This is a genomic window from Streptomyces sp. NPDC039430, from assembly GCF_055639435.1.
Map to the genome: position 1 here is coordinate 436783 of NZ_JBVKAK010000002.1, position 18419 is coordinate 455201.

Annotated in this window: 20 protein-coding genes; 16 read left to right on the forward strand and 4 right to left on the reverse strand. The window is 69.7% G+C overall.

What is annotated here, in order from left to right; translation table 11 throughout:
• Nucleotides 1-181 precede the first annotated feature (181 nt).
• The 4 genes from ACZ7LS_RS06980 to ACZ7LS_RS06995 are packed head-to-tail and all read left to right on the forward strand — an operon-like array spanning nucleotide 182 to nucleotide 2395.
• Nucleotides 182-418: a hypothetical protein gene (locus tag ACZ7LS_RS06980; RefSeq protein ID WP_356514452.1), complete on the forward strand. Its 237-nt coding sequence runs from the start codon at nucleotides 182-184 to the stop codon at nucleotides 416-418.
• A 2-nt stretch (nucleotides 419-420) separates the two neighbouring features.
• The gene (locus tag ACZ7LS_RS06985; protein WP_382530682.1) at nucleotides 421-1107 is read left to right on the forward strand and encodes a pilus assembly protein TadG-related protein; all 687 of its coding nucleotides are present in this window, start codon (nucleotides 421-423) and stop codon (nucleotides 1105-1107) included.
• Between the two features lie 32 nt (nucleotides 1108-1139).
• Complete coding sequence (locus ACZ7LS_RS06990) at nucleotides 1140-1736, forward strand: hypothetical protein (protein WP_382530680.1); 597 nt, start codon at nucleotides 1140-1142, stop codon at nucleotides 1734-1736.
• Nucleotides 1736-2395: an OmpA family protein gene (locus ACZ7LS_RS06995; protein ID WP_385132178.1), complete on the forward strand. Its 660-nt coding sequence runs from the start codon at nucleotides 1736-1738 to the stop codon at nucleotides 2393-2395. The genes ACZ7LS_RS06990 and ACZ7LS_RS06995 overlap by 1 nt, the downstream gene beginning before the upstream one ends.
• Nucleotides 2396-2474: 79 nt before the next feature.
• Here ACZ7LS_RS06995 and ACZ7LS_RS07000 read toward each other — a convergent pair whose 3' ends face one another.
• Together ACZ7LS_RS07000 and ACZ7LS_RS07005 are read right to left on the reverse strand one after the other, a co-directional pair.
• Nucleotides 2475-2666, reverse strand: a complete 192-nt coding sequence (locus ACZ7LS_RS07000) for a hypothetical protein (protein WP_382530511.1) — start codon at nucleotides 2664-2666, stop codon at nucleotides 2475-2477.
• An 11-nt stretch (nucleotides 2667-2677) separates the two neighbouring features.
• On the reverse strand, nucleotides 2678-3529 hold the full coding sequence (locus tag ACZ7LS_RS07005; RefSeq protein WP_385137071.1) for a helix-turn-helix domain-containing protein: 852 nt from the start codon (nucleotides 3527-3529) through the stop codon (nucleotides 2678-2680).
• A gap of 276 nt (nucleotides 3530-3805) precedes the next feature.
• Here ACZ7LS_RS07005 and ACZ7LS_RS07010 point away from each other — a divergent pair, with 276 nt between their 5' ends.
• The 5 genes from ACZ7LS_RS07010 (at nucleotide 3806) to ACZ7LS_RS07030 (ending at nucleotide 8468) form a co-directional block, all read left to right on the forward strand.
• Nucleotides 3806-4330, forward strand: a complete 525-nt coding sequence (locus ACZ7LS_RS07010; protein WP_385137073.1) for an ATP-binding protein — start codon at nucleotides 3806-3808, stop codon at nucleotides 4328-4330.
• Between the two features lie 220 nt (nucleotides 4331-4550).
• Nucleotides 4551-6182, forward strand: coding sequence for a polymorphic toxin-type HINT domain-containing protein (locus ACZ7LS_RS07015; RefSeq protein ID WP_385137075.1), 1632 nt, complete (start codon nucleotides 4551-4553; stop codon nucleotides 6180-6182).
• A gap of 67 nt (nucleotides 6183-6249) precedes the next feature.
• Nucleotides 6250-6762 (forward strand): hypothetical protein, encoded by a 513-nt coding sequence (locus tag ACZ7LS_RS07020; protein ID WP_382530517.1) that lies wholly within the window; start codon nucleotides 6250-6252, stop codon nucleotides 6760-6762.
• 282 nt (nucleotides 6763-7044) lie between these two features.
• Nucleotides 7045-7608 carry a hypothetical protein gene (locus ACZ7LS_RS07025; RefSeq protein ID WP_385137076.1) on the forward strand — a complete coding sequence of 188 codons (564 nt, stop codon included), beginning with the start codon at nucleotides 7045-7047 and terminating at the stop codon, nucleotides 7606-7608.
• A gap of 11 nt (nucleotides 7609-7619) precedes the next feature.
• Nucleotides 7620-8468 carry a hypothetical protein gene (locus tag ACZ7LS_RS07030; RefSeq protein ID WP_385137078.1) on the forward strand — a complete coding sequence of 283 codons (849 nt, stop codon included), beginning with the start codon at nucleotides 7620-7622 and terminating at the stop codon, nucleotides 8466-8468.
• 52 nt (nucleotides 8469-8520) lie between these two features.
• On the opposite strand, the gene ACZ7LS_RS07035 is transcribed toward ACZ7LS_RS07030, so the two are convergent.
• Nucleotides 8521-8892 carry a DUF192 domain-containing protein gene (locus ACZ7LS_RS07035; protein WP_382530523.1) on the reverse strand — a complete coding sequence of 124 codons (372 nt, stop codon included), beginning with the start codon at nucleotides 8890-8892 and terminating at the stop codon, nucleotides 8521-8523.
• A gap of 125 nt (nucleotides 8893-9017) precedes the next feature.
• Here ACZ7LS_RS07035 and ACZ7LS_RS07040 point away from each other — a divergent pair, with 125 nt between their 5' ends.
• Nucleotides 9018-10037, forward strand: a complete 1020-nt coding sequence (locus ACZ7LS_RS07040) for a prepilin peptidase (RefSeq protein WP_385137080.1) — start codon at nucleotides 9018-9020, stop codon at nucleotides 10035-10037.
• Nucleotides 10038-10198: 161 nt separating this feature from the next.
• Nucleotides 10199-10987 (forward strand): class I SAM-dependent methyltransferase, encoded by a 789-nt coding sequence (locus ACZ7LS_RS07045; protein WP_385137082.1) that lies wholly within the window; start codon nucleotides 10199-10201, stop codon nucleotides 10985-10987.
• Between the two features lie 274 nt (nucleotides 10988-11261).
• Here the strand turns inward: ACZ7LS_RS07045 and mgrA are convergent, their stop codons facing one another.
• A complete protein-coding gene (mgrA, locus tag ACZ7LS_RS07050) occupies nucleotides 11262-12299 on the reverse strand; it encodes an L-glyceraldehyde 3-phosphate reductase (protein ID WP_382664360.1) in 1038 nt (345 codons plus the stop codon).
• Nucleotides 12300-12448: 149 nt separating this feature from the next.
• Here mgrA and ACZ7LS_RS07055 point away from each other — a divergent pair, with 149 nt between their 5' ends.
• From ACZ7LS_RS07055 to ACZ7LS_RS07075, 5 genes are all read left to right on the forward strand, one after another.
• Complete coding sequence (locus tag ACZ7LS_RS07055) at nucleotides 12449-13210, forward strand: isoprenyl transferase (protein WP_382530563.1); 762 nt, start codon at nucleotides 12449-12451, stop codon at nucleotides 13208-13210.
• A gap of 374 nt (nucleotides 13211-13584) precedes the next feature.
• Nucleotides 13585-14919: a PhoH family protein gene (locus tag ACZ7LS_RS07060; protein ID WP_382530531.1), complete on the forward strand. Its 1335-nt coding sequence runs from the start codon at nucleotides 13585-13587 to the stop codon at nucleotides 14917-14919.
• A 388-nt stretch (nucleotides 14920-15307) separates the two neighbouring features.
• On the forward strand, nucleotides 15308-16018 hold the full coding sequence (locus ACZ7LS_RS07065; protein WP_382664362.1) for an aggregation-promoting factor C-terminal-like domain-containing protein: 711 nt from the start codon (nucleotides 15308-15310) through the stop codon (nucleotides 16016-16018).
• A gap of 158 nt (nucleotides 16019-16176) precedes the next feature.
• Entirely contained in the window at nucleotides 16177-17592 is a 1416-nt protein-coding gene (locus ACZ7LS_RS07070; protein WP_385137084.1) for an AI-2E family transporter, read from the forward strand.
• Nucleotides 17589-18386 (forward strand): hypothetical protein, encoded by a 798-nt coding sequence (locus ACZ7LS_RS07075; protein WP_385137086.1) that lies wholly within the window; start codon nucleotides 17589-17591, stop codon nucleotides 18384-18386. Before ACZ7LS_RS07070 ends, ACZ7LS_RS07075 begins: the two co-directional genes overlap by 4 nt.
• The last annotated feature ends 33 nt before the right edge of the window (nucleotides 18387-18419 follow it).

Consider the following 18419-nt stretch of genomic DNA (forward strand, 5'->3'; position numbering starts at 1 on the left):
GCCCAATCCCCGGGTTGGGCCCTGGGTTGGGCCCTCAGGCCCATGCTGAGGGGTGCTTCCCCGGCGTACGTTTCTCATGTCGCCAGCGAGACCGGCCGGGAGGAAGCCGGAAACGCGAACGACACCAAAGACTCGTACGAGTCGGCCGGTACACGGCCGGCCGACACCGGAGGAGAACACCATGTCGAACATCACGCTGAAGGCCGCCACCAACGCCAAGCTCTACGTCGGCACCTGGGCGAACACGGCCGTCACGGCGATGAAGCGCCGCAGCGACAAGGGTCAGGGCGCCGTCGAGTACGTGGGCGTGATCGTTCTGGTGGCGCTGATCATCGTGGCCATCGTCGGCACGGGCGTGGCGGAGGACATCGCCACCGGCCTGTCGGACAAGGTCAGCGAAATCCTCGACGCCAGCTGATCATGAGCGATTCTCGCGAGTCAGGGCAGGCCGCCCCCATCTACATCACGATGGTGGCGGGCCTGCTCTTTCTCGCGCTCGCGCTCTTCGCGGTCGGTCAGGCCGGTGCGAAACACAGTGGTGCTCAGTCCGCGGCGGACGCCGCGGCCTTGGCGGCAGCCCAGGAGTCCCGCGACGACTTCGTCAGCGTGAACATCCTGGGGAATCTGGGGAATCTGCTGAACCCCGAGTTTTTGGACGACATCTTCAACGGCAACCCCATGGGCACCGATATCGGGTGCGAGGCAGCGGCGCGCTTCGCCGACCGGAACGAGGCTGTTCTGGCCGAAGCCGACGGCTGCCGACCCGTGGGGGACAGGTGGGGCTTCAGGGTCCATGTCAGGACCCAGAAGCCGATGGGTGCCACCATCCTGCCGGGAATCGCGGACAAGAAGGCCGAGGCGTTGGCCACGGCGGTCGTGGAACCCCGGTGCACCTTCAAGCCCGCTGAGGATGAGGAGAATCCGCCCACAGAAGGCGACGAACCGCCGCCGGACGAGGACAATCCGGGCGACACCGAGCCGGTGTCGCCCGGCTCGCTGGACTGTGGTGGCGACAATACGTGGGAGATCGATCCGGAGCATCTCGACGACCTCGACCTGCTCCCGGACTCGGCCGATCTATTCTCCGTCCGACTGGCCCAGGACTGACCACCGCGAGTGAACGCAAAGGAACAGGATTAATGAGTCTGTGGCATGGGGCGAAGGCCCGTAGGGCGGCCGGGGCCGCTCTCGCTGTCGTGGCGTTGAGCATCTCCCTGACAGCCTGTGGGGGCGGCGACGCGGACAACAAGCAGAGCGCCGGGGCGTCGTCCTCCGCTCCTGGCGACGAGAAGCCCAAGGAGGGTGCGGAGAGCGGTGGTACCACCGTCCCCGACACCAGCCAGACCTTGGCGACGATCAACGGCACCAACGGCTTCCAGGTCCTCATCCACACGGCTGTGCGGGACGAGGGCGGGTTCCTGACCGTCACCGGCACGCTCAAGAACACCTCCGGTTCCAACCAGTCAGTGCCGATCCACTGGAACGGTCTGGAGTCCCAGATCAAGGCCAAGGGGCGGTCGTTCGGCGGTATGACGCTCGTCGACAAGGCGGAGAAGAAGCGTTACTACGTCCTGCGGGACACCGACGGGAACCCCCTGACCACGACCGGCATCACCCGTGTGGACGGAGGGGCCAGCGTGACGTTCTTCGCCCAGTTCCCGGCCCCGCCGTCGTCCACGACCCAGGTCGACCTCCAACTGCCGCTGATGCCCTCCGCGACGATTGAGATCTCCTGATGCGTGCCACGACGACGCCCCGCGCGCGCAGGGCATCCAGGCGCCCGGCGGCCACGGCCCTCGCCGCCGTCGTGCTCTTCGTCGGTGTGCAGTTCACCATGGCGCCCGGCGCGCACGCCGACGAGACCCCCAGTACGCCACCCGGCACCGAGTCGACCTCGCCACCACCCCAGGTCGACGGCAACGCCTCCGGCCTCAAGCTCCGCGCGGGCGCCACCCTCGCGCCGGCCAAGGTGCTCGACATCATCTCGGTCATCGAGTCCGAGGGCGGTGAAGAGCGCCGCGAGGACACGAACGAGAACGTGAAGTTCGCGCTCCAGGCCGAGGTCCTCTTCGGCAAGGACAGCGCCAGGCTGTCGTCCGCCGCGAACTCCCGTATCGCCGCCATCGCCGAGGAGATCACGAAGCAGGGCGCGACGAAGGTCCGGGTCTTCGGCTTCACGGACAACCTCGGCTCCTCGGCGCACGGAGACGTGCTCTCCAAGCAGCGTGCCGAAGCCGTGCACGGTGTCCTGCAGCAGCAACTGACCTCCGCCGGGATCACCTTCGAGATCCGCGGCTACGGCGAGCAGTACCCGATCGCCGACAACAGCACCGAAGAAGGCCGCAAGAAGAACCGTCGCGTGGAGGTCTCCTTCCCGCGCGGGGAAGGCTCATAGCCGGCCTTCCGGCTCACCTGCTGACGAGGGGGCGGGTCCGCGACTGGTTCGCGGACCCGCCCCCTCGTCGCGTGCGGGGTCAGAGCAGGTGGTCGGCCTTGCCGGCCTTGATCTCGCGGATCAGACTGCGCAGGGCGTCGCGGCTGTCGGTGAGGTAGTGGTCCTCCTGGCCGCGTACGGAGATGTAGCCGTTGCCGTCGTCGTCCGTGCCGATGCGGAAGCAGTTGTTGCCCTCGGCGCAGAATGGCTCTTCCCAATGGATCTCTGACATGTTGACCTCTCTCAAAGTTCGTGCGCGATCGCGCGGATGAAGTCACGCGACTGCTCGGAGTTGAGTGTGTGGTTCTCCATCCAGTCCAAGTGGGCGCGGTATTTGGCGAGTTGTCCCTCGGTGTGACTGAACTCGGGCCCGTGGGCCGAGTCGAGCTGAACGGTGTCCAGTTGCGGGACCGGACCCTCGGCGTACAGGACGGCGTGCCCTGCGCCTGGGAACTCTCCGGTGGCAACTGGCAGTACGCGCACCTCGATGTTCTCGCGCTCGGACACGGCGCAGAGGTGGTCAAGCTGTTCACGCGTGGCCCGGCGGCCCCCGAACTGCATCCGCAGGGCGGCTTCGTGTACGTATCCCACGTACTGGACAGGGTTGTCGCGCTCCAGCACCTGCTGACGCTGAAGGCGGTGGGAGACGCGCAGCTCGACCTCGGAAGTGGGCAGCGAAGGGATGGCCGAGGCGAATACGGCACGTGCGTACCCGCTCAGATGCAGCAGCCCCGGGAGGTGGACGGTCTGGAGAGTGCGTAGTCGTGTGGCACGCCACTCCAACTCGGCGACATCGAGGAGCCCTTGCGGCAACTTGCCCCGGTACTGCTCCCACCAGCCCGGTTGCAGGTTCGCGGCCATGTTGGCGAGGGCGGCGATGTACTTCTCGTCCGGGCAGTCGTAGTTGCTGCACAGTATGCGCACGCGCTCAGGTGAAGTGGCCCGGATGCCGGACTCCATGTTCGAGACCTTCGTGCGGTCGAGGCCGAGCAGACCGGCCGCGTATTCCGTCGTCAGTCCCGCCGCCGTACGCAACCGACGCAGTTCGGCGCCCAGTCGCCTCTGACGCTCGGTCGGTGTTGCTCTCGTAGGCATACGTCTCTTCCTCCGGCCCGGTGTGGCCAGTCTGCCCTGGGACGGCCCGCAGGGTCCATCCAATAGGGGGCAATACTCCGTAGTGAGTGGCACTCGTGCCACTCCGCACTCTACGTTGGGTAACGCAACGCTCACGCGGATGAGTGGGAAGCGCATCACGCGATCCTGCCCGCAGCTCCTTCCCTGGGAGGGGCGGTCCCGCGTCAGGGAGACAAAGCCACTGCTCAGCCGCGTTGCGGAGAACGATCCAACTCGCCCCGTCCGAGGGAGACATCCATGCCGCTCACGCGCGCCACGCACTGCCCGGTGGCCCAACCCGTCCTCGCCAACGCGGGGCTCGCCGGCCGCCGCCGCAACCGGCCGCCCCGGCCCGAGGGCCTGGCCTACAGCCTCACTCTTCCCGGTGAGCCGCATTGCGCGGCGACCGCACGTGCCACGATCCGGTCCGCGCTCTCCGTGCACGGGCTCGCGCCGTACGCGGACCTGGCCGCGCTCGCCGCCACGGAACTGATCGGCACAGCGGTCAGACTGACGCCGGGCCGGGAGCTGCACCTCTCCCTCCGCCACCGCGCGGGCGTCCTCCGACTCGTTCTCTGGGACCAGCACCCGCGCCATACCGACCCCGACGACGTGACCCTCTGCGCGGCCCGCCGCCGGGACGCGCTCTGGCTCCTCGCGGCGTGCGTCAGCGAGTGCGGGGGCGAGTGGGGCACGGCCGAGGCGGAGCCGCCGCAGCGCGGCGTCAAGTCCTGGGCGGTACTGCCGTGTCGGCGCCTGGACGGTCGCGGGGCGCGCCGCTGAACCGACTCCGTGGCGTCGGGCCCCGGGGCCCGTGACGACGTGTGGCGAAGCGAACTATCGAACCCGCGTACTTCACTTGCCGCGGACGGGTCCGGGTTTGGGCCCTGGGGCTCAAGACTGGGGAAGTGCGCGGGCATAGCCTGGGCGTATGTCGCCATCGGGGGTAGTGCGTCAGTTTCGTCGTGTGCGTAATCGTGTGCGTCGGCGCGTGCGGAGGTCCATGCCGCGTACCGACGCCAGGCTGCTCGGGCTGCGCCGGGCGCGGCGGGGGCGGGGGCAGGGGGCCGTCGAGTACGTCGGTCTCGTGGCGGTCGTCGCCGCGATCGTCGGCACGCTGGTCGTCACCGGCGTGGGGCCGACGATCGCCGAGGGGCTCAGCACGCAGGTGTGCCGGATCACCGGCGGCGACAACTGTGGTGGCGGCGGAGGGGGAGACACCACCGACGCCGCGGGCGACGAGGGCGAACAGGGCGATCCCGTCACCGACACAGACGACACGGGTGACGCAGGCGGCACCGGCGACGCAGGCGGCACAAGCGGTGGCACCGGCGGTGAGAAGCCCCAGACCCAGATCGACTACGAGGCCGCCCTCAAGGAACTCCAGGACGCCCAGGCCGCCGAGAAGTCCGACTCCGACAAGGCCAAGGAGGCCGCGAAGGAGCTGGCGAAGATCCTGGCCGACGAGCTGGGGATCACCGACGCCCTGGACTGCGTCACCAAGGGCGACATGGGCGCCTGCACGGAGACGCTCGTCAACGTACTGCTCAGCCTCATCGGCGGGGCCGTGGGCAAGCTCGCGGCGAAGTACGGGGCGCCATGGAAGTGGAAGAAAGCCGTCGAGCTGGTCAGAAAGCTGAAGAAGCACGGTGGTGATCTGTACGACGGCATCAAGGGCCTGATCAAGAACCGCAAACGCGTCAGCGAGGCCGAGGACAGACTCGCCGACGCGAAGCGGAAACTCGACGCCGAGAACAAGGGCAAACCCAAAGAAGGCGACAAACCAGGCGACAAACCAGGCGACAAACCCACCACGTGCCCCGTCCGGCACAGCTTCCTGCCCGGTACGCCGGTCCTGCTCGCCGACGGCACGCGACGGGCCATCGACCGTATCCCCGTGGGCACGCGCGTCCTGGCCACCGACCCGGTGACGGGCGTGACGGAGCCGCGCCCGGTGCGGCGGACCATCATCACGTACGACGACAAGCACTTCACCCGGCTCACAGTCCTGGACGGCGGCGTACCGGCGCGCCTCACGGCCACGGACACGCACCCGTTCTGGCTGAGCGGCGAGCGCCGTTGGGCGGAAGCCGGCGAGCTGTCCCCGGGCGACGAACTGCGCACGCCGACGGGCTCGACGCGTACGGTCACCGCCGTCACCCGCTACACCCAGCGGCAGACCACCTACGACCTGACCGTCGCGGGCATCCACACCTACTACGTGGGGATCGGCTCCGCCGCCGCGCTCGTCCACAACAACGACTGCGACATGTCCTCGGAGGACGTCGACGCGGCGAGGAAGCCGAACGTCGGTGAGGGCGACGCCAAGAAGTTCAAGGACCACTTCCTGCGGCACAAGAAGCTCATCGAGGACGCTCTCGGTACGAAGTACAAGAAGCTGAAGGAGGACGGCCCCCGGTTCCGTGAGGACATCGGAAAGGCCATCAAGGACGGCACATTCGAGCTGGTCGGGAAGGGTACGTTGAAGAAGGGCGAGCCGGAGGGACTGATCTATCGTGGCAAGGGCGTGACGGTCGTCCTGCGGGAGAACGGCGACTTCTGGACGGCGCTCAAGAGCGGCGAGGGACTGGACACCTCGATCGAGATCACCCAGAAGGTGCCCAAGAAGAAGTAGCGGACGCGCAAGAAGTCGAAGAAGTCGAAGACGTAGCAGAAGCGTGGGCGGAGAAGGGGTAGCCGGGATGAGCAGCCAGTGGCGGCCGGTCGAAGAGGCGCTCCGTGCCCACCATGTCCGCGATGTGCTCGTCCCCGGCTGGATCGACCGGGACGGCGACGTACCGGAGTTCCGGCCGCAGCCGATGGCCGTATGGCTGCGGCTGGACGACGGACTGCTGCGTTTCGAGTCCGTCGGCCAGTACGACCGGCTGGCCGCCGCCCGGGTGCCGGCCGTCAGCTGGGCGGACATCGAGGTACTGGCCGACGCCGAGGACGAGGTGGTCGTCGCCTCGTACGGCGAACAGCTCTTCGGCGACGGCAGGAGCGAGTGGCGCTGTACGCGGATCCGGGTCTATCCGGGGGGCGGGACGGAGTGCAGATGCCTCGCCCTGGACTTCGAGGGCGGCCACACGCTCTTCCTCGACCCCACCTGGACGTTCGGTATCCGGCTCGGCAACGAGGCGCAGGAGAAGTGCTGGGTGGAGCTGTACGGGGACGGCGCGTGCGGAGTCGAGACCACGCTCGTGCCGGGCCGGTGAGCGGGCCGGCACGGACGAGCAGGCACGGACCGGACGAGCACGCACAGGACAAGCACGCATAGGACAAGCACGCATAGGACAAGCACACATCGGACGAGCACGGATCAGGCCGACCAGGAGCCGAGTTTGGGCCCGGACCCACGCGTGTACCGGGTCCCAGGGCCCATGACCACGTGCCCCGGACCGCATAACGTCCGCATCGCTGGAGTCGCGTACGTCCAGGACACAGAACCCGGACGCCCACGCGCGAGCCGCCGGAGTCGTCGACGGGGGAACGTGCACATGCTCTGCAACTTCTTGATCAGCCAACGGCTCGAACCGTCCGAACTCATCGCCGCACTGGCGCACGCGACCGGCGTGCGGCCCGGCCAGGTGGACGTGTGCGCCGAGGAGGACGGCCAGGACGCACGCGACTGGGAGGCGTTCGTCCTCTGTACGCACCACCGGGTACGGGGCGATGTGGTGATGAGCCTGGACGTACAGGTGCAGCCCGCGACCGTCGCGTACGGCGCGCCCGAGACAGAGGCGGAACTGGCCGCGGCCTTCGCCGCCCGTACGGGGGCCGCGGTGCTCTATCCGGACGACCACGTCGACCCGGAGACGTACTGGCTCGCGGCCCCGGCCGGCGGATCGCCCGCCCCGGTGGTGACCCGGGCGCGGCTGGTGGCCGCGGAGGCCGCCTCGGATATGACCGCGGCCGACGGGCGGCCGGTGTACACCGTGAACGCCGTGGAGACGGCGGTGGCCGCCTTCCCCGGTGCCGAGGTGACACCGCTCGGCGAGCGGGCCGTGATGCCGACCGACGCGCGGGCCGGCATGAACGCGCACGGCGGCACGAGCCAGTGAGGAGTGACCGGATGAGCACACGCACCGAAGGCGGGCACGAGCAGGACATGCCGGGGACGGTACGGCGTGTCTGCCTGGCCGCCGTGACCGCCGCGCTCTCGCTCGGGCTGATGGGCGCCTGTGGCGGCGGGGAGCGCACCGGCGCGAAGGAAGCCGGCGGCGAGGCACCGGCCACCTCACGCCCTTCGTCCACCGCCCCTTCGTCCGCCGCCTCCTCGCCGGCCGCTCCTTCGTCGGCGGCGCCCTCACTCGCGGCGACCCCGCGCCCGGATCTCACCGGCATCGGAGCGAGCGGCGGGAAGGCCCTCACGCCGGGGGAGTTGAACCGTGCCATCCTCGCCGACGGCGATGTGCCGGGCTTCAGGGCAGGTCCGATGGACGCCCCGCCGCCCGGAGGCGAGACCGCGGACAGGAGCGAGTGCCTGCCCCTGACGGCCGTACTGAACGGCAAGCCGGAACCGCTCGGGAAGGCCGTCGCGTACCGGCAGCTCGTCGGCCCCGACAACGACCGCCCGGCCGTCTCCGAGTTCCTCACCACCCACGGCGTACGGGACGCGAGCACCCTGCTCAACCGGCTGCGCGCCGCCGTCACGGCCTGCGCGGACGGCTTTACGGCCTCCGGCGGCGACGGCCCCTCGACGTACACGGGCGTCAAGCGGCTGAGCACGGTCAAGGCGGGGGACGACGCGCTCGCCTACCAGCTGACAGGGGACTTCGAGGGCGATCCGGTCCCGCTGGTCTTCCATCTCGTACGGGTGGGCGGCACCGTAGCCACCTTCTACACCGCGAACTTCGAGAACGGCGCGACACCGCGGATGCCACCGGTCCTGCTCGCCGCCCAGGCGACCAAGCTCACCTAGCGCGCGGACCCACGCGGCGCGCTCCGCTGACCCACGTGGCGCGCTCCGGGACTCACGCAGCGCGCTCCGCGTTCACGTTCACACTCAGCCGCACCCCGGGCCGCAGCCCCCACCGCTCCATCGCCCCGCCCTCCGCCTCCAGCACATGGCGGGCCCGCCAGCGCGGCAGGGGGAGCCGGCCCGGCTTCAGGGTATGGACATCGATGACCGTCAACTCCTTGTCCAGATACGCCACATCGATGGTGAAGCGCATCCTGAAGGTGTGCACGCTGTTGCACGGAGTGATCAGCAGCGCGCCGCTGATCCCCTCGCGCCCGAGCAGCCCACGCCGCCGTGTCCCGTATGACGCGGCGATCTCCAGCTCCACCGGAACGTCCTGCCCCGCGACCGTCAACTGCCCTGTGCCGTTACGCCAAGTGCCCATGGCCGTAGACCGTAGCGCCCGTGGTCCTGCCACGCGTCACCCGAGGGGCGCGCTGGGTCCTGGGACGGGCGGAGTGGGCCCCTGGACCCATGACCGGGTCTGGCGCGCGCCTTAAGGTCAGTGCTGTGTACGCCACGCTGATCGTCGTCGCCGCGCTCTGGGGTGCGGCCACCGGACTGCTCCTGCCGCGTGCCGCCTACCGTCTCTCCGTCGAGCCGGAGGACGCGTGGCGGGACAGCTGCCCGGCCGGGCACCCGATCACGGGGCCCCTCGGCGGGTGGCTCGGCGTCGCGAGGTGTACGGGCTGCGCGGCGGCCGCGCCCGCCGGTACGGCGGACAGCCCCGGTGCCGACGTCGAAAGCCCCGGCACCGGCCACACCGCCACCGGCGCCAGTGCAGCCACTCCCGTCAGTACAGCGAGTCGTTCCGAGACGGGTTCCGAGACCGGTTCCGCGGCCGGCCCGGTGGTGCGAGCCGCGGTCGGTTCTGCCGGTTCCGCGGCCGGTTCCAGGGTCGGTTCCGCCGGCTCAGTGGCCGAACCGGCGGTCGGCGGTTCCGGCGCCCGCGTCCGCTACGCGCTGTCCCTCCCCGTACCCCTTCTCACCGCCCTCGCCTGCGCCGTCCTCGCCGCAGCCACCGGCCCCCGCCCCGAACTCGCCGTATGGCTGCTGCTCGCGCCCTTCGCCGTACTGCTGGCGCTCGTCGACCGCAATGTGCACCGGCTGCCCGACCAGCTGACCCTGCCGCTCGCGGTGGCGGCCGCCGTACTGCTGGGGCTGGCCGCGCTGCTGCCCGACGGCGGCGGCGACGGCACAGGACCCGGCGGACCCGGCGGCTCGTGGCCGACCGCGCTGCTCGGCGGACTCGCCCTCGGCGTCTGCTACTTCGTGCTCTTCCTCATCAACCCGAACGGGATGGGCTTCGGAGACGTCAAGCTCGCCCTCTCCCTCGGCGTCGCGCTCGGCTGGTACGGCTGGACGGTCCTGTTCGTCGGGGCCTTCGCCGGGTTCCTGCTGGGCTCCCTCTACGGGTTCGGGCTCATTCTGCTGCGCCGGGCCGGGCGCAAGTCCGCGTTCCCCTTCGGCCCCTTCATGATCGTCGGCGCGCTGATCGGCATCCTCCTCGGCGCTCTCGCCGCCGCGTGACGGAAGCGGTACGACCGCCCGCCGTACGACCGCCCGCCACGCGATCGACCGCCACGCGATCGACCCCGTACGACCGGCCGCCGTGTGACGCACGCCGCGCGGCCGACCGTACGGTCCGAAAAGCGTTCGCGGACCCCGGACGCCACTGTCACGATCGCCCCATGCCCTCCGCTCACTCCCGCACCTTCGAAGAGCTGATCGCCGAGGCCGCTGCCGTCTCCGTCGACGGCTGGGACTTCTCCTGGCTGGACGGCCGGGCCACCGAGGAGCGCCCCGCCTGGGGGTACGCCCGGTCGATGGCGGACAGGATGTCCCGGGCCACCGCCGCCCTGGACATCCAGACCGGCGGGGGCGAGCTGCTCGCGTCCGTACCGGCGCGCCCGCCGCTCACCGTGGCCACCGAGTCCTGGCCGCCGAATCTGGCGCGGGCCACCGCCCTGCTGCACCCGCTCGGCGTCGCGGTCGTCGCCGACCCGGACGAGCCGCCGCTGCCGTTCGCGGACGGCGCCTTCGATCTGGTCGTCAGCCGCCACCCCGTACACGCCTGGTGGGAGGAGATCGCACGGGTCCTGTGCCCCGGCGGCCGCTATTTCTCCCAGGAGGTCGGCCCGGCCAGCGTCTTCGAACTCGTCGAGTACTTCCTGGGGCCGCAGCCTCCCGAGGCGCGGTCCGCCCGCGACCCCGAGCGGGCGCGGGAGGCGGCCGGGGCCGCGGGCCTGGAGGTGGTCGATCTGCGCACGGCTTCGCTCCGTACGGAGTTCCACGACATCGGGGCCGTCGTCTACTTCCTGCGCAAGGTGATCTGGATGGTGCCCGGCTTCACCGTCGAGCGGTACCGCGACAGGCTGGCGGCGCTGCACCGCCGCATCGAGGCCGAGGGGCCCTTCGTCGCGACCACGACGCGCTTCCTCATCGAGGCGGTCAAGCGCGAGGGTCGCTCCCGAGGGTAACGGCGCGGGGTGGCAACTACTCGCCACTCCGGCCGCCGGAACCCCCGAAATGCCTGGTACCACGGGCCTCGCGCGGCCGGCCGTGGTTTTCGGAGCCCCGGCACGGCCCGTCGCGACGCCCACCATCAGTTATGAAGGGTTATGGTGGAAACCCCCCCTCGGGCCGGTCCGTATCCCCCCCCACGGACCGGCCCGTTTTCTGTGTCAGCCCCGCCCGCCCGGAGCCAGCCCCGCCTCGGCGAGTCAGCCTCGCCCGGAGCCAGCCCCGCCCGGGTCAGCCCCGGCCGGCCCAGATGTTCGTGCCCGCCGTGTCCACCGCGAAGCTGTCGATCTCCTTCAGCTCATCGGCGGAGAGCTCCGGCGCGGCCAGCGCCGCGACGTTCTCGTCCAGCTGCTTCGTACTTGACGCCCCGATCAGCGCGGACGTCATACGCGGGTCACGCAGCACCCACGTCAGCGCCAGCTGCGCCAGCGACTGACCGCGTCGCCGCGCGATCTCGTTCAGCCCGGTCAGCCGCCGCACGACCTCGTCCGACAGCAGATCCGGGTCCAGGGACTTGCCCTGGGTGGCCCGCGAGCCCTCCGGGATGCCCTTCAGATACTTGTCCGTCAGCAGCCCCTGGGCGAGCGGCACGAAGGAGATACAGCCCATCCCGGCCGCCTCCAGGGTGTCCAGCAGTCCGTCGTCCTCGGTCCAGCGGTTGATCATCGAGTACGAGGGCTGGTGGATGAGCGCGGGCACGCCCATCTCCTTCAGCAGCCCGGCCGCCTCGGCGGTCTGCTCCGCGGTGTACGACGACACACCGACGTACAACGCCTTGCCCTGCCGCACGGCGGAGGCCAGCGCCCCCATCGTCTCTTCCAGCGGGGTGTTCGGGTCGAAGCGGTGGGAGTAGAAGATATCGACGTGGTCGAGCCCCATCCGCTTCAGGGACGCGTCCAGCGACGACAGCAGGTACTTACGGGAACCCCATTCGCCGTAAGGGCCGGGATGCATCAAATAACCGGCCTTGGTCGAAATGATGAGTTCATCACGATAGGCCGAGAAGTCCTGCGCGAAGATCTTGCCGAAATTCAGCTCGGCGGATCCCGGGGGCGGACCGTAGTTGTTCGCCAGGTCGAAGTGCGTGACGCCGAGATCGAAGGCGCGGCGCAGGATCGCGCGCTGCGAATCGAGGGTGCGGTCGTCGCCGAAGTTGTGCCAGAGGCCGAGCGAGATGGCGGGCAGTTTCAGGCCACTGCGTCCACTGCGCCGGTACTCCATGGAGTCGTACCGGTCGTCGGCTGCGAGGTATGAGGGAAAATCAGTCACGCTTCTCTCCTTATCACGTACTTGTGACAGACCGGGTTGGGTCCCTGTGGGGCCCGCGCAGTAATGTGACGGCTTCGGGGTCCCCGGGCCGGCCCCAGGATCCCGTCAGTGGGCGCGCCGGTCCCCATGGAATCGAGAGGGTGGACTCAGTGAACCTGCGCGACCTGGTGTATCGGCTCTACGCACGCCGGGTGGAAGGCCGCCTCGACCACACCCAGGTGCCCAAGCACATCGGTGTCATCCTCGATGGCAACCGACGCTGGGCGCGGGCGGCGGGCGGCACGGCCGAGCAAGGACACAAGGCGGGCGCCAACAAGATCCAGGAACTGCTCGGCTGGTGCTCCGAGACCAAGGTGGAGGTGGTCACCCTCTGGATGCTCTCCACGGACAACCTCGACCGTCCCGAGAACGAGCTGACCCCGCTTGTCGGCATCGTCGAGAACGCGGTCCGCGATCTGGCGGCCGACGGCCGCTGGCGGGTGCACCACGTCGGCACGCTCGATCTGCTGCCCGCCCATACGCAGACCGTTCTCAAGGAGGCGGAACAGGCCACCGTCGGCAATGAGGGAATACTCGTCAATGTCGCCGTGGGGTACGGCGGCCGGCAGGAGATCGCGGACGCGGTCAGCTCCCTGCTGATGGACCACGCGAGCAAGGGCACCTCCTTCGAGGAACTCGCCGAGATCGTGGACGTCGATCTGATCTCCTCTCATCTCTACACGCGCGGCCAGCCCGACCCGGACCTGGTCATCCGCACCAGCGGCGAGCAGCGTCTCTCCGGCTTCATGCTCTGGCAGAGCGCCCATTCGGAGTACTACTTCTGCGAAGTCTTCTGGCCGGCCTTCCGTAAAGTCGACTTTCTGCGAGCGCTGCGCGATTACGCCGCACGTCATCGGCGCTACGGGACCTGACCTCCCCCTTCTCCCGTAAGGACGCCGCGAGACGGCGACTCGGCGCCGGCCGGCGCCCGGCCGATTCCGCCGGGCGGGACCGCCCGCTTCACCCACGGTTCATCCACCGTCCGTCCTATGCCCTGGCATGGCGGCGCGTGTTCGAGGGAATACCTCCCCCAGGTCGACGTCCAAAACAAGTCAGTGGGCGTCGCATCTCAGCGGACGGCATGGGGCCGTCCGCCCGGGAGGCCCTTTGCACCAGGACGACCGTGCGCCGAGTCGTACGGGCGACATGGAGGGCCGGAGTCCGGCCCGCGCACGGGGTCAGGACCCGGCCCACCCGCCCGCGACGCCGTCGCACCCCGACCTCATCCGAGGGGGTACGTCCTTCCGTGGTGACCAGCACAAAGCGCCGCATGCCCGACAGGCGCACCTACGTTCTCGACACCAGCGTCCTGCTGGCCGATCCGAACGCCATGTCCCGCTTCGACGAGCACGAAGTGGTGCTCCCGATCGTGGTGATCACGGAGTTGGAGGCCAAGAGGCACCACCCGGAGCTCGGCTACTTCGCCCGGCAGGCGCTGCGCCTGCTCGACGACTTCCGGATCCGGTACGGCCGTCTCGATGCCCCCATCCCCCTGGGCGACCTGGGAGGCACGCTGCGCGTCGAGCTCAACCACTCTGATCCCGGCATCCTGCCCGCCGGCTTCCGCTTGGGGGACAACGACTCACGGATTCTCGCGGTGGCCCGCAATCTGCAGGCCGAGGGGTACGACGTCACGGTCGTCTCCAAGGATCTGCCCCTGCGTATCAAGGCGTCCTCGGTCGGGCTCCTCGCCGAGGAGTACCGCGCCGAGCTCGCCATCACCGAATCCGCCGGCTCCTCCGGCTGGACGGGGATGAGCGAGGTGTCGCTCGCCGCGGATCAGGTGGACCTTCTGTTCACCGAGGACTCCCTCTTCGTGCCCGAGGTGAGCGATCTGCCCGTGCACACGGGGCTGGTGCTCCAGTCCGAGCGCGGCAAGGCGCTCGGCCGGATCACCGCGGAGGGCCATGTCAGGCTCGTCCGCGGCGACCGCGAGGCGTTCGGGATCCATGGCCGCAGCGCCGAGCAGCGCATCGCCCTCGATCTCCTCCTCGACCAGGACATCGGCATCGTGTCGATGGGCGGCCGGGCGGGCACCGGCAAGTCGGCGCTGGCCCTGTGCGCGGGGCTGGAGGCGGTCCTGGAGCGCAGACAGCATCAGAAGGTGATGGTCTTCCGTCCCTTGTACGCGGTCGGCGGGCAGGAGCTGGGCTATCTGCCCGGCACCGAGGCCGAGAAGATGAGCCCGTGGGCGCAGGCCGTCTTCGACACGCTCTCCGCGGTCGCCGGCCGCGAGGTCATCGAGGAAGTGCTGGGGCGCGGCATGCTCGAAGTGCTGCCGCTCACGCATATCCGAGGCCGGTCCCTGCACGACGCGTTCGTCATCGTCGACGAGGCCCAGTCCCTGGAACGGAACGTACTGCTGACCGTTCTGTCCCGTATCGGGGCGAACTCCCGGGTGGTGCTCACGCATGATGTCGCCCAGCGCGACAATCTCCGGGTGGGGCGTTACGACGGAATTGTCGCCGTCGTCGAGAAGCTCAAGGGGCATCCGCTCTTCGCGCATGTCACGCTCACCCGCTCCGAGCGTTCACCGATCGCCGCTCTCGTGACCGAAATGCTGGAGGACGGTCAGATCTAACCCCGTATCACCACACTTGGCGCCGCCCGGCGAAAGCGCAGCAGCTTAGCCGGGCGGCGCTGTGCCGCGCCGCTGTTTCCTCGATTCTCCTGACGCAAACGGAGTGTGAGCTTTCCCACGCAACGAAGAATTGCCTCGCGCCGTTACCTTCCGGCAGAGTCTTGCTTCCGTCAGGCCCCGCATGCGGCACACGCGCATCTTCAGTGATGTGGCACCACATAACTCAACAACTGCCGCCGCATGCCGCCCGCGCACCACGCGGCAGTCCCCGCAGGGGGGTTGCCCACCGGGCCCGTGTCTCCCGTGACGCCGTAGTACGGAGACCAGTGCCAGGGGCACGATTGCGTCCGCGAGGTCACGTACGCGGATGTTGCTGGAAGGACACCGTGTGAGCCGGATCTCGGTCCGGGGATTCGCCGTGGCATCTGCCACTGCGGTCACCACCGTCGGCGCTGTCGTGGGTGTCGCCTCGGGCGACCCCCAGGTCTCCAACGACAATTTCGAGGCGACCGCAGCCGACATGACGCTTCTCGCTGACATCCCCGCGGGCCAGCAGGCCCAGGTGCAGACCGCGTCGCTGACGCAGCAGGCCGATGTACAGGCCGCCGCCGCCGACGCGACCGCCAAGAAGTCAGCGGAGGAAGCGGCCCGTATCCAGGCTGCCAAGGACGCCAAGGCGAAGAAGGAGGCCGCCGACGACGCGGCCGAGCGCGAGCGCGAGGCCAAGGAGGCCAAGGAGCGCGCGAGCCGCGACGAGGTCCGTTCCCAGTCCTCGACCGGGTCCTTCCCCCAGCAGGCCTCGTACACCGTCGCCGAGGTCAAGGCGATAGCACGGCAGATCGTTCCCGCCGATCAGTTCCAGTGCTTCAGCAGCATCGTGGAGCGCGAGTCCACCTGGAACTACCGGGCGCAGAACCCGTCTTCCGGTGCCTACGGTCTGATGCAGGCGCTTCCCGGCTCCAAGATGTCCTCGGTCGGCTCCGACTGGCAGACCAACCCGGCCACGCAGATCAAGTGGGGCCTGAACTACATGAACTCGGACCGCTACGGCAGCCCCTGCCAGGCGTTCGCGTTCTGGCAGGCCAACGGTTGGTACTAGGGCGTGACCGGCTGAAACCGGTTCTCCCGGCGCTCAACCTCACGAAGCCCCCCGCCGTCCTACGGCGGGGGGCTTCGCACGTGTACGGTCGATTCGAACGCGCTCCGTGCTCCCCGGGGGAGTGAGTTGGGGACAGCACAGGGGGAAGAGGAAACTTCATGTCGAAAGTACCCGCATGGCTCGGTCAGGTCGGTGCCGAACTGACCCGTATCGGGGAGCGTCTGGACCAGCGCCGCGCCGAGGCCGAGGAGGACGACCGGCCGGCCGCGCGGACCGCGCCCCAGAAAGTGCCCCCACCCCCGGCGTACGCTCCCTCCGTCGCGGCCAAGCCCGACCCCGTCTCCGCCATCCCCTGGGGGATGCGGGTCGCGGGGGAGGCGGCTTGGCGGCTGCTCGTCCTCGCCGGGCTGCTCTGGGTGCTGATGCGGGTCATCGGCGCCGTACAGCTGGTCGTCATGGCCTTCGCCGCCGGTCTGCTGATCACGGCGCTCCTCCAGCCCACGGTCGCCTGGCTCAAGCGGCACGGGATGCCGCGTGGCCTGGCCACGGCCTTCACCGCGGTCGCCGGGTTCGTCCTCATGGGGCTGGTCGGCTGGTTCGTGGTGTGGCAGGTCATGGAGAACATCGACGATCTCTCCAACCGCGTCACGGACGGCATCAACGAGCTGAAGCGCTGGCTGCTCGACAGCCCGTTCCATGTGACCGAGGGCCAGATCAATGACATCGCGAAGACCCTGAGCGACGCGGTCGGTTCCAACACCGAGAAGATCACGTCCGCCGGGCTGCAGGGCCTGACCGTGATCGTCGAGCTGCTGACCGGGATCGTCCTCGCGATGTTCTCGACGCTCTTCCTGCTGTACGACGGCAGGAAGATCTGGCACTGGACGCTCAAGCTCGTCCCGGCGCAGGCCCGTGAGGGCGTCGCCGGAGCCGGGCCGCGCGCCTGGCGCACCCTGACCGCGTATGTGCGCGGCACGGTACTGGTGGCGCTGATCGACGCCCTCTTCATCGGTCTCGGGCTCTACTTCCTCAATGTCCCGCTGGCCGTGCCGCTGGCCGTCTTCATCTTCCTCGGCGCCTTCATCCCGCTGGTGGGCGCGCTGATCTCGGGCGCGCTGGCCGTGGTCGTCGCGCTGGTCACACAGGACGTGTTCACGGCGTTGATGGTCCTGTGCGTCGTCCTCGGGGTCCAGCAGATCGAGGGGCATGTGCTGCAGCCCCTCATCCTGGGCCGTGCGGTACGGGTGCATCCGCTCGCCGTCGTGCTCTCCGTCGCGATCGGCAGTCTGGTCGCGGGCATCGGCGGGGCGGTGGTGGCGGTGCCGGTGGTGGCCGTCACGAATACGGTGGTCGGCTATCTCCGGGCGTACAGCGCGGAACAGGCCCTGCCCGGCCCGACGTCGCAGGACCCCGCCGACTCGTCAGCCTCGTCCGCGTCCTCGCCCTCCTCCCCGTCCTCGTCCTCCTCCTCGTCCCCGTCCCCGTCCTCGGCGGAGGCTCAGGCTCCGGAAGCCCCGGCCGTGGCGCCGGCGGCCAGGCCCGCCACCGCCGAGGCCGGGGACGGCCGGGAGTGATATCCGAACCGGAACTGGAAGGCGAGGACGGCGGGCACAGCGGCCCGCGGTCCTCGCCTTCCCCGCTGCCGCCGCGGTCCCCGGCGGCTCCCGAACCGCCCGAAGGGCCCGGGACGGTCGTCGGCGACGACGTCCCCGCACCACCGCCGCACCGCGTGCGATGGCTCTGGGCCCTCGGCGGCGCGGTCGTCGCCTCCGCCGTCTGGGCGGGCGGACTGTACGCGTACGACCGGACGGGGCCGGATCTGCGCGGCTACCGGATCAGCGAGGACCTCTGCCGGGACGCCGATCTGTCCGCGCTCTCCGCGCTCCTCGGCGGCAAGCGGTCCCCGCGGCCCGCGGTGGAGGAACAGCGCACCGTCGACCGGTCCTTCTGCCAGGTCACGATGGCGCCGGGACGGCCGCCCGAGGCGAAGGACGACGTCCTGACGAGGTCGTACGCGTCCGTCACCGTCCACTACGCCCTGCACAAGGAGACCGATCCGGAACCGGAGTTCGAGGCGACGCTGACCCCGCTCGCGCTCTCCCAGGTCGTCGAGCGCAAGACCAAGCGGGTACCGGAACTGGGCGAGCGCGCCTATCTGATGACGGACTCCGACGGGTACGGCCCCGAGCTGAAGGTCCTGGACGGCCGGGCCGTGCTCTCGATCGAGGTCGCGAGCGAGTCCGTCACGGAGGGCCCGCCCGGTGGCGGGCACGTGACACCACCGGAAGCGAAACCGGTCGATCCCGCCGTCCTCGAACCCGCGATGGTCGAGGACATGAAGGCGCTGATGGCCGCGGTCAGGAAGTGACCGCGGACGGCCCGGACATAACGGGCCCCCGCG

Coding starts and splice junctions, on each gene's coding strand:
- ACZ7LS_RS06995 (WP_385132178.1), top strand. CDS start 1,736: ATGCGTGCCACGACGACGCCCCGCGCGCGCAGGGCATCCAGGCGCCCG.
- ACZ7LS_RS07025 (WP_385137076.1), top strand. CDS start 7,045: ATGCTCTGCAACTTCTTGATCAGCCAACGGCTCGAACCGTCCGAACTC.
- ACZ7LS_RS07015 (WP_385137075.1), top strand. CDS start 4,551: ATGCCGCGTACCGACGCCAGGCTGCTCGGGCTGCGCCGGGCGCGGCGG.
- ACZ7LS_RS07035 (WP_382530523.1), bottom strand. CDS start 8,892: ATGGGCACTTGGCGTAACGGCACAGGGCAGTTGACGGTCGCGGGGCAG.
- ACZ7LS_RS07000 (WP_382530511.1), bottom strand. CDS start 2,666: ATGTCAGAGATCCATTGGGAAGAGCCATTCTGCGCCGAGGGCAACAAC.
- ACZ7LS_RS07020 (WP_382530517.1), top strand. CDS start 6,250: ATGAGCAGCCAGTGGCGGCCGGTCGAAGAGGCGCTCCGTGCCCACCAT.
- ACZ7LS_RS06980 (WP_356514452.1), top strand. CDS start 182: ATGTCGAACATCACGCTGAAGGCCGCCACCAACGCCAAGCTCTACGTC.
- ACZ7LS_RS07030 (WP_385137078.1), top strand. CDS start 7,620: ATGAGCACACGCACCGAAGGCGGGCACGAGCAGGACATGCCGGGGACG.
- ACZ7LS_RS06985 (WP_382530682.1), top strand. CDS start 421: ATGAGCGATTCTCGCGAGTCAGGGCAGGCCGCCCCCATCTACATCACG.
- ACZ7LS_RS07005 (WP_385137071.1), bottom strand. CDS start 3,529: ATGCCTACGAGAGCAACACCGACCGAGCGTCAGAGGCGACTGGGCGCC.
- ACZ7LS_RS07045 (WP_385137082.1), top strand. CDS start 10,199: ATGCCCTCCGCTCACTCCCGCACCTTCGAAGAGCTGATCGCCGAGGCC.
- ACZ7LS_RS07010 (WP_385137073.1), top strand. CDS start 3,806: ATGCCGCTCACGCGCGCCACGCACTGCCCGGTGGCCCAACCCGTCCTC.
- ACZ7LS_RS06990 (WP_382530680.1), top strand. CDS start 1,140: ATGAGTCTGTGGCATGGGGCGAAGGCCCGTAGGGCGGCCGGGGCCGCT.
- ACZ7LS_RS07070 (WP_385137084.1), top strand. CDS start 16,177: ATGTCGAAAGTACCCGCATGGCTCGGTCAGGTCGGTGCCGAACTGACC.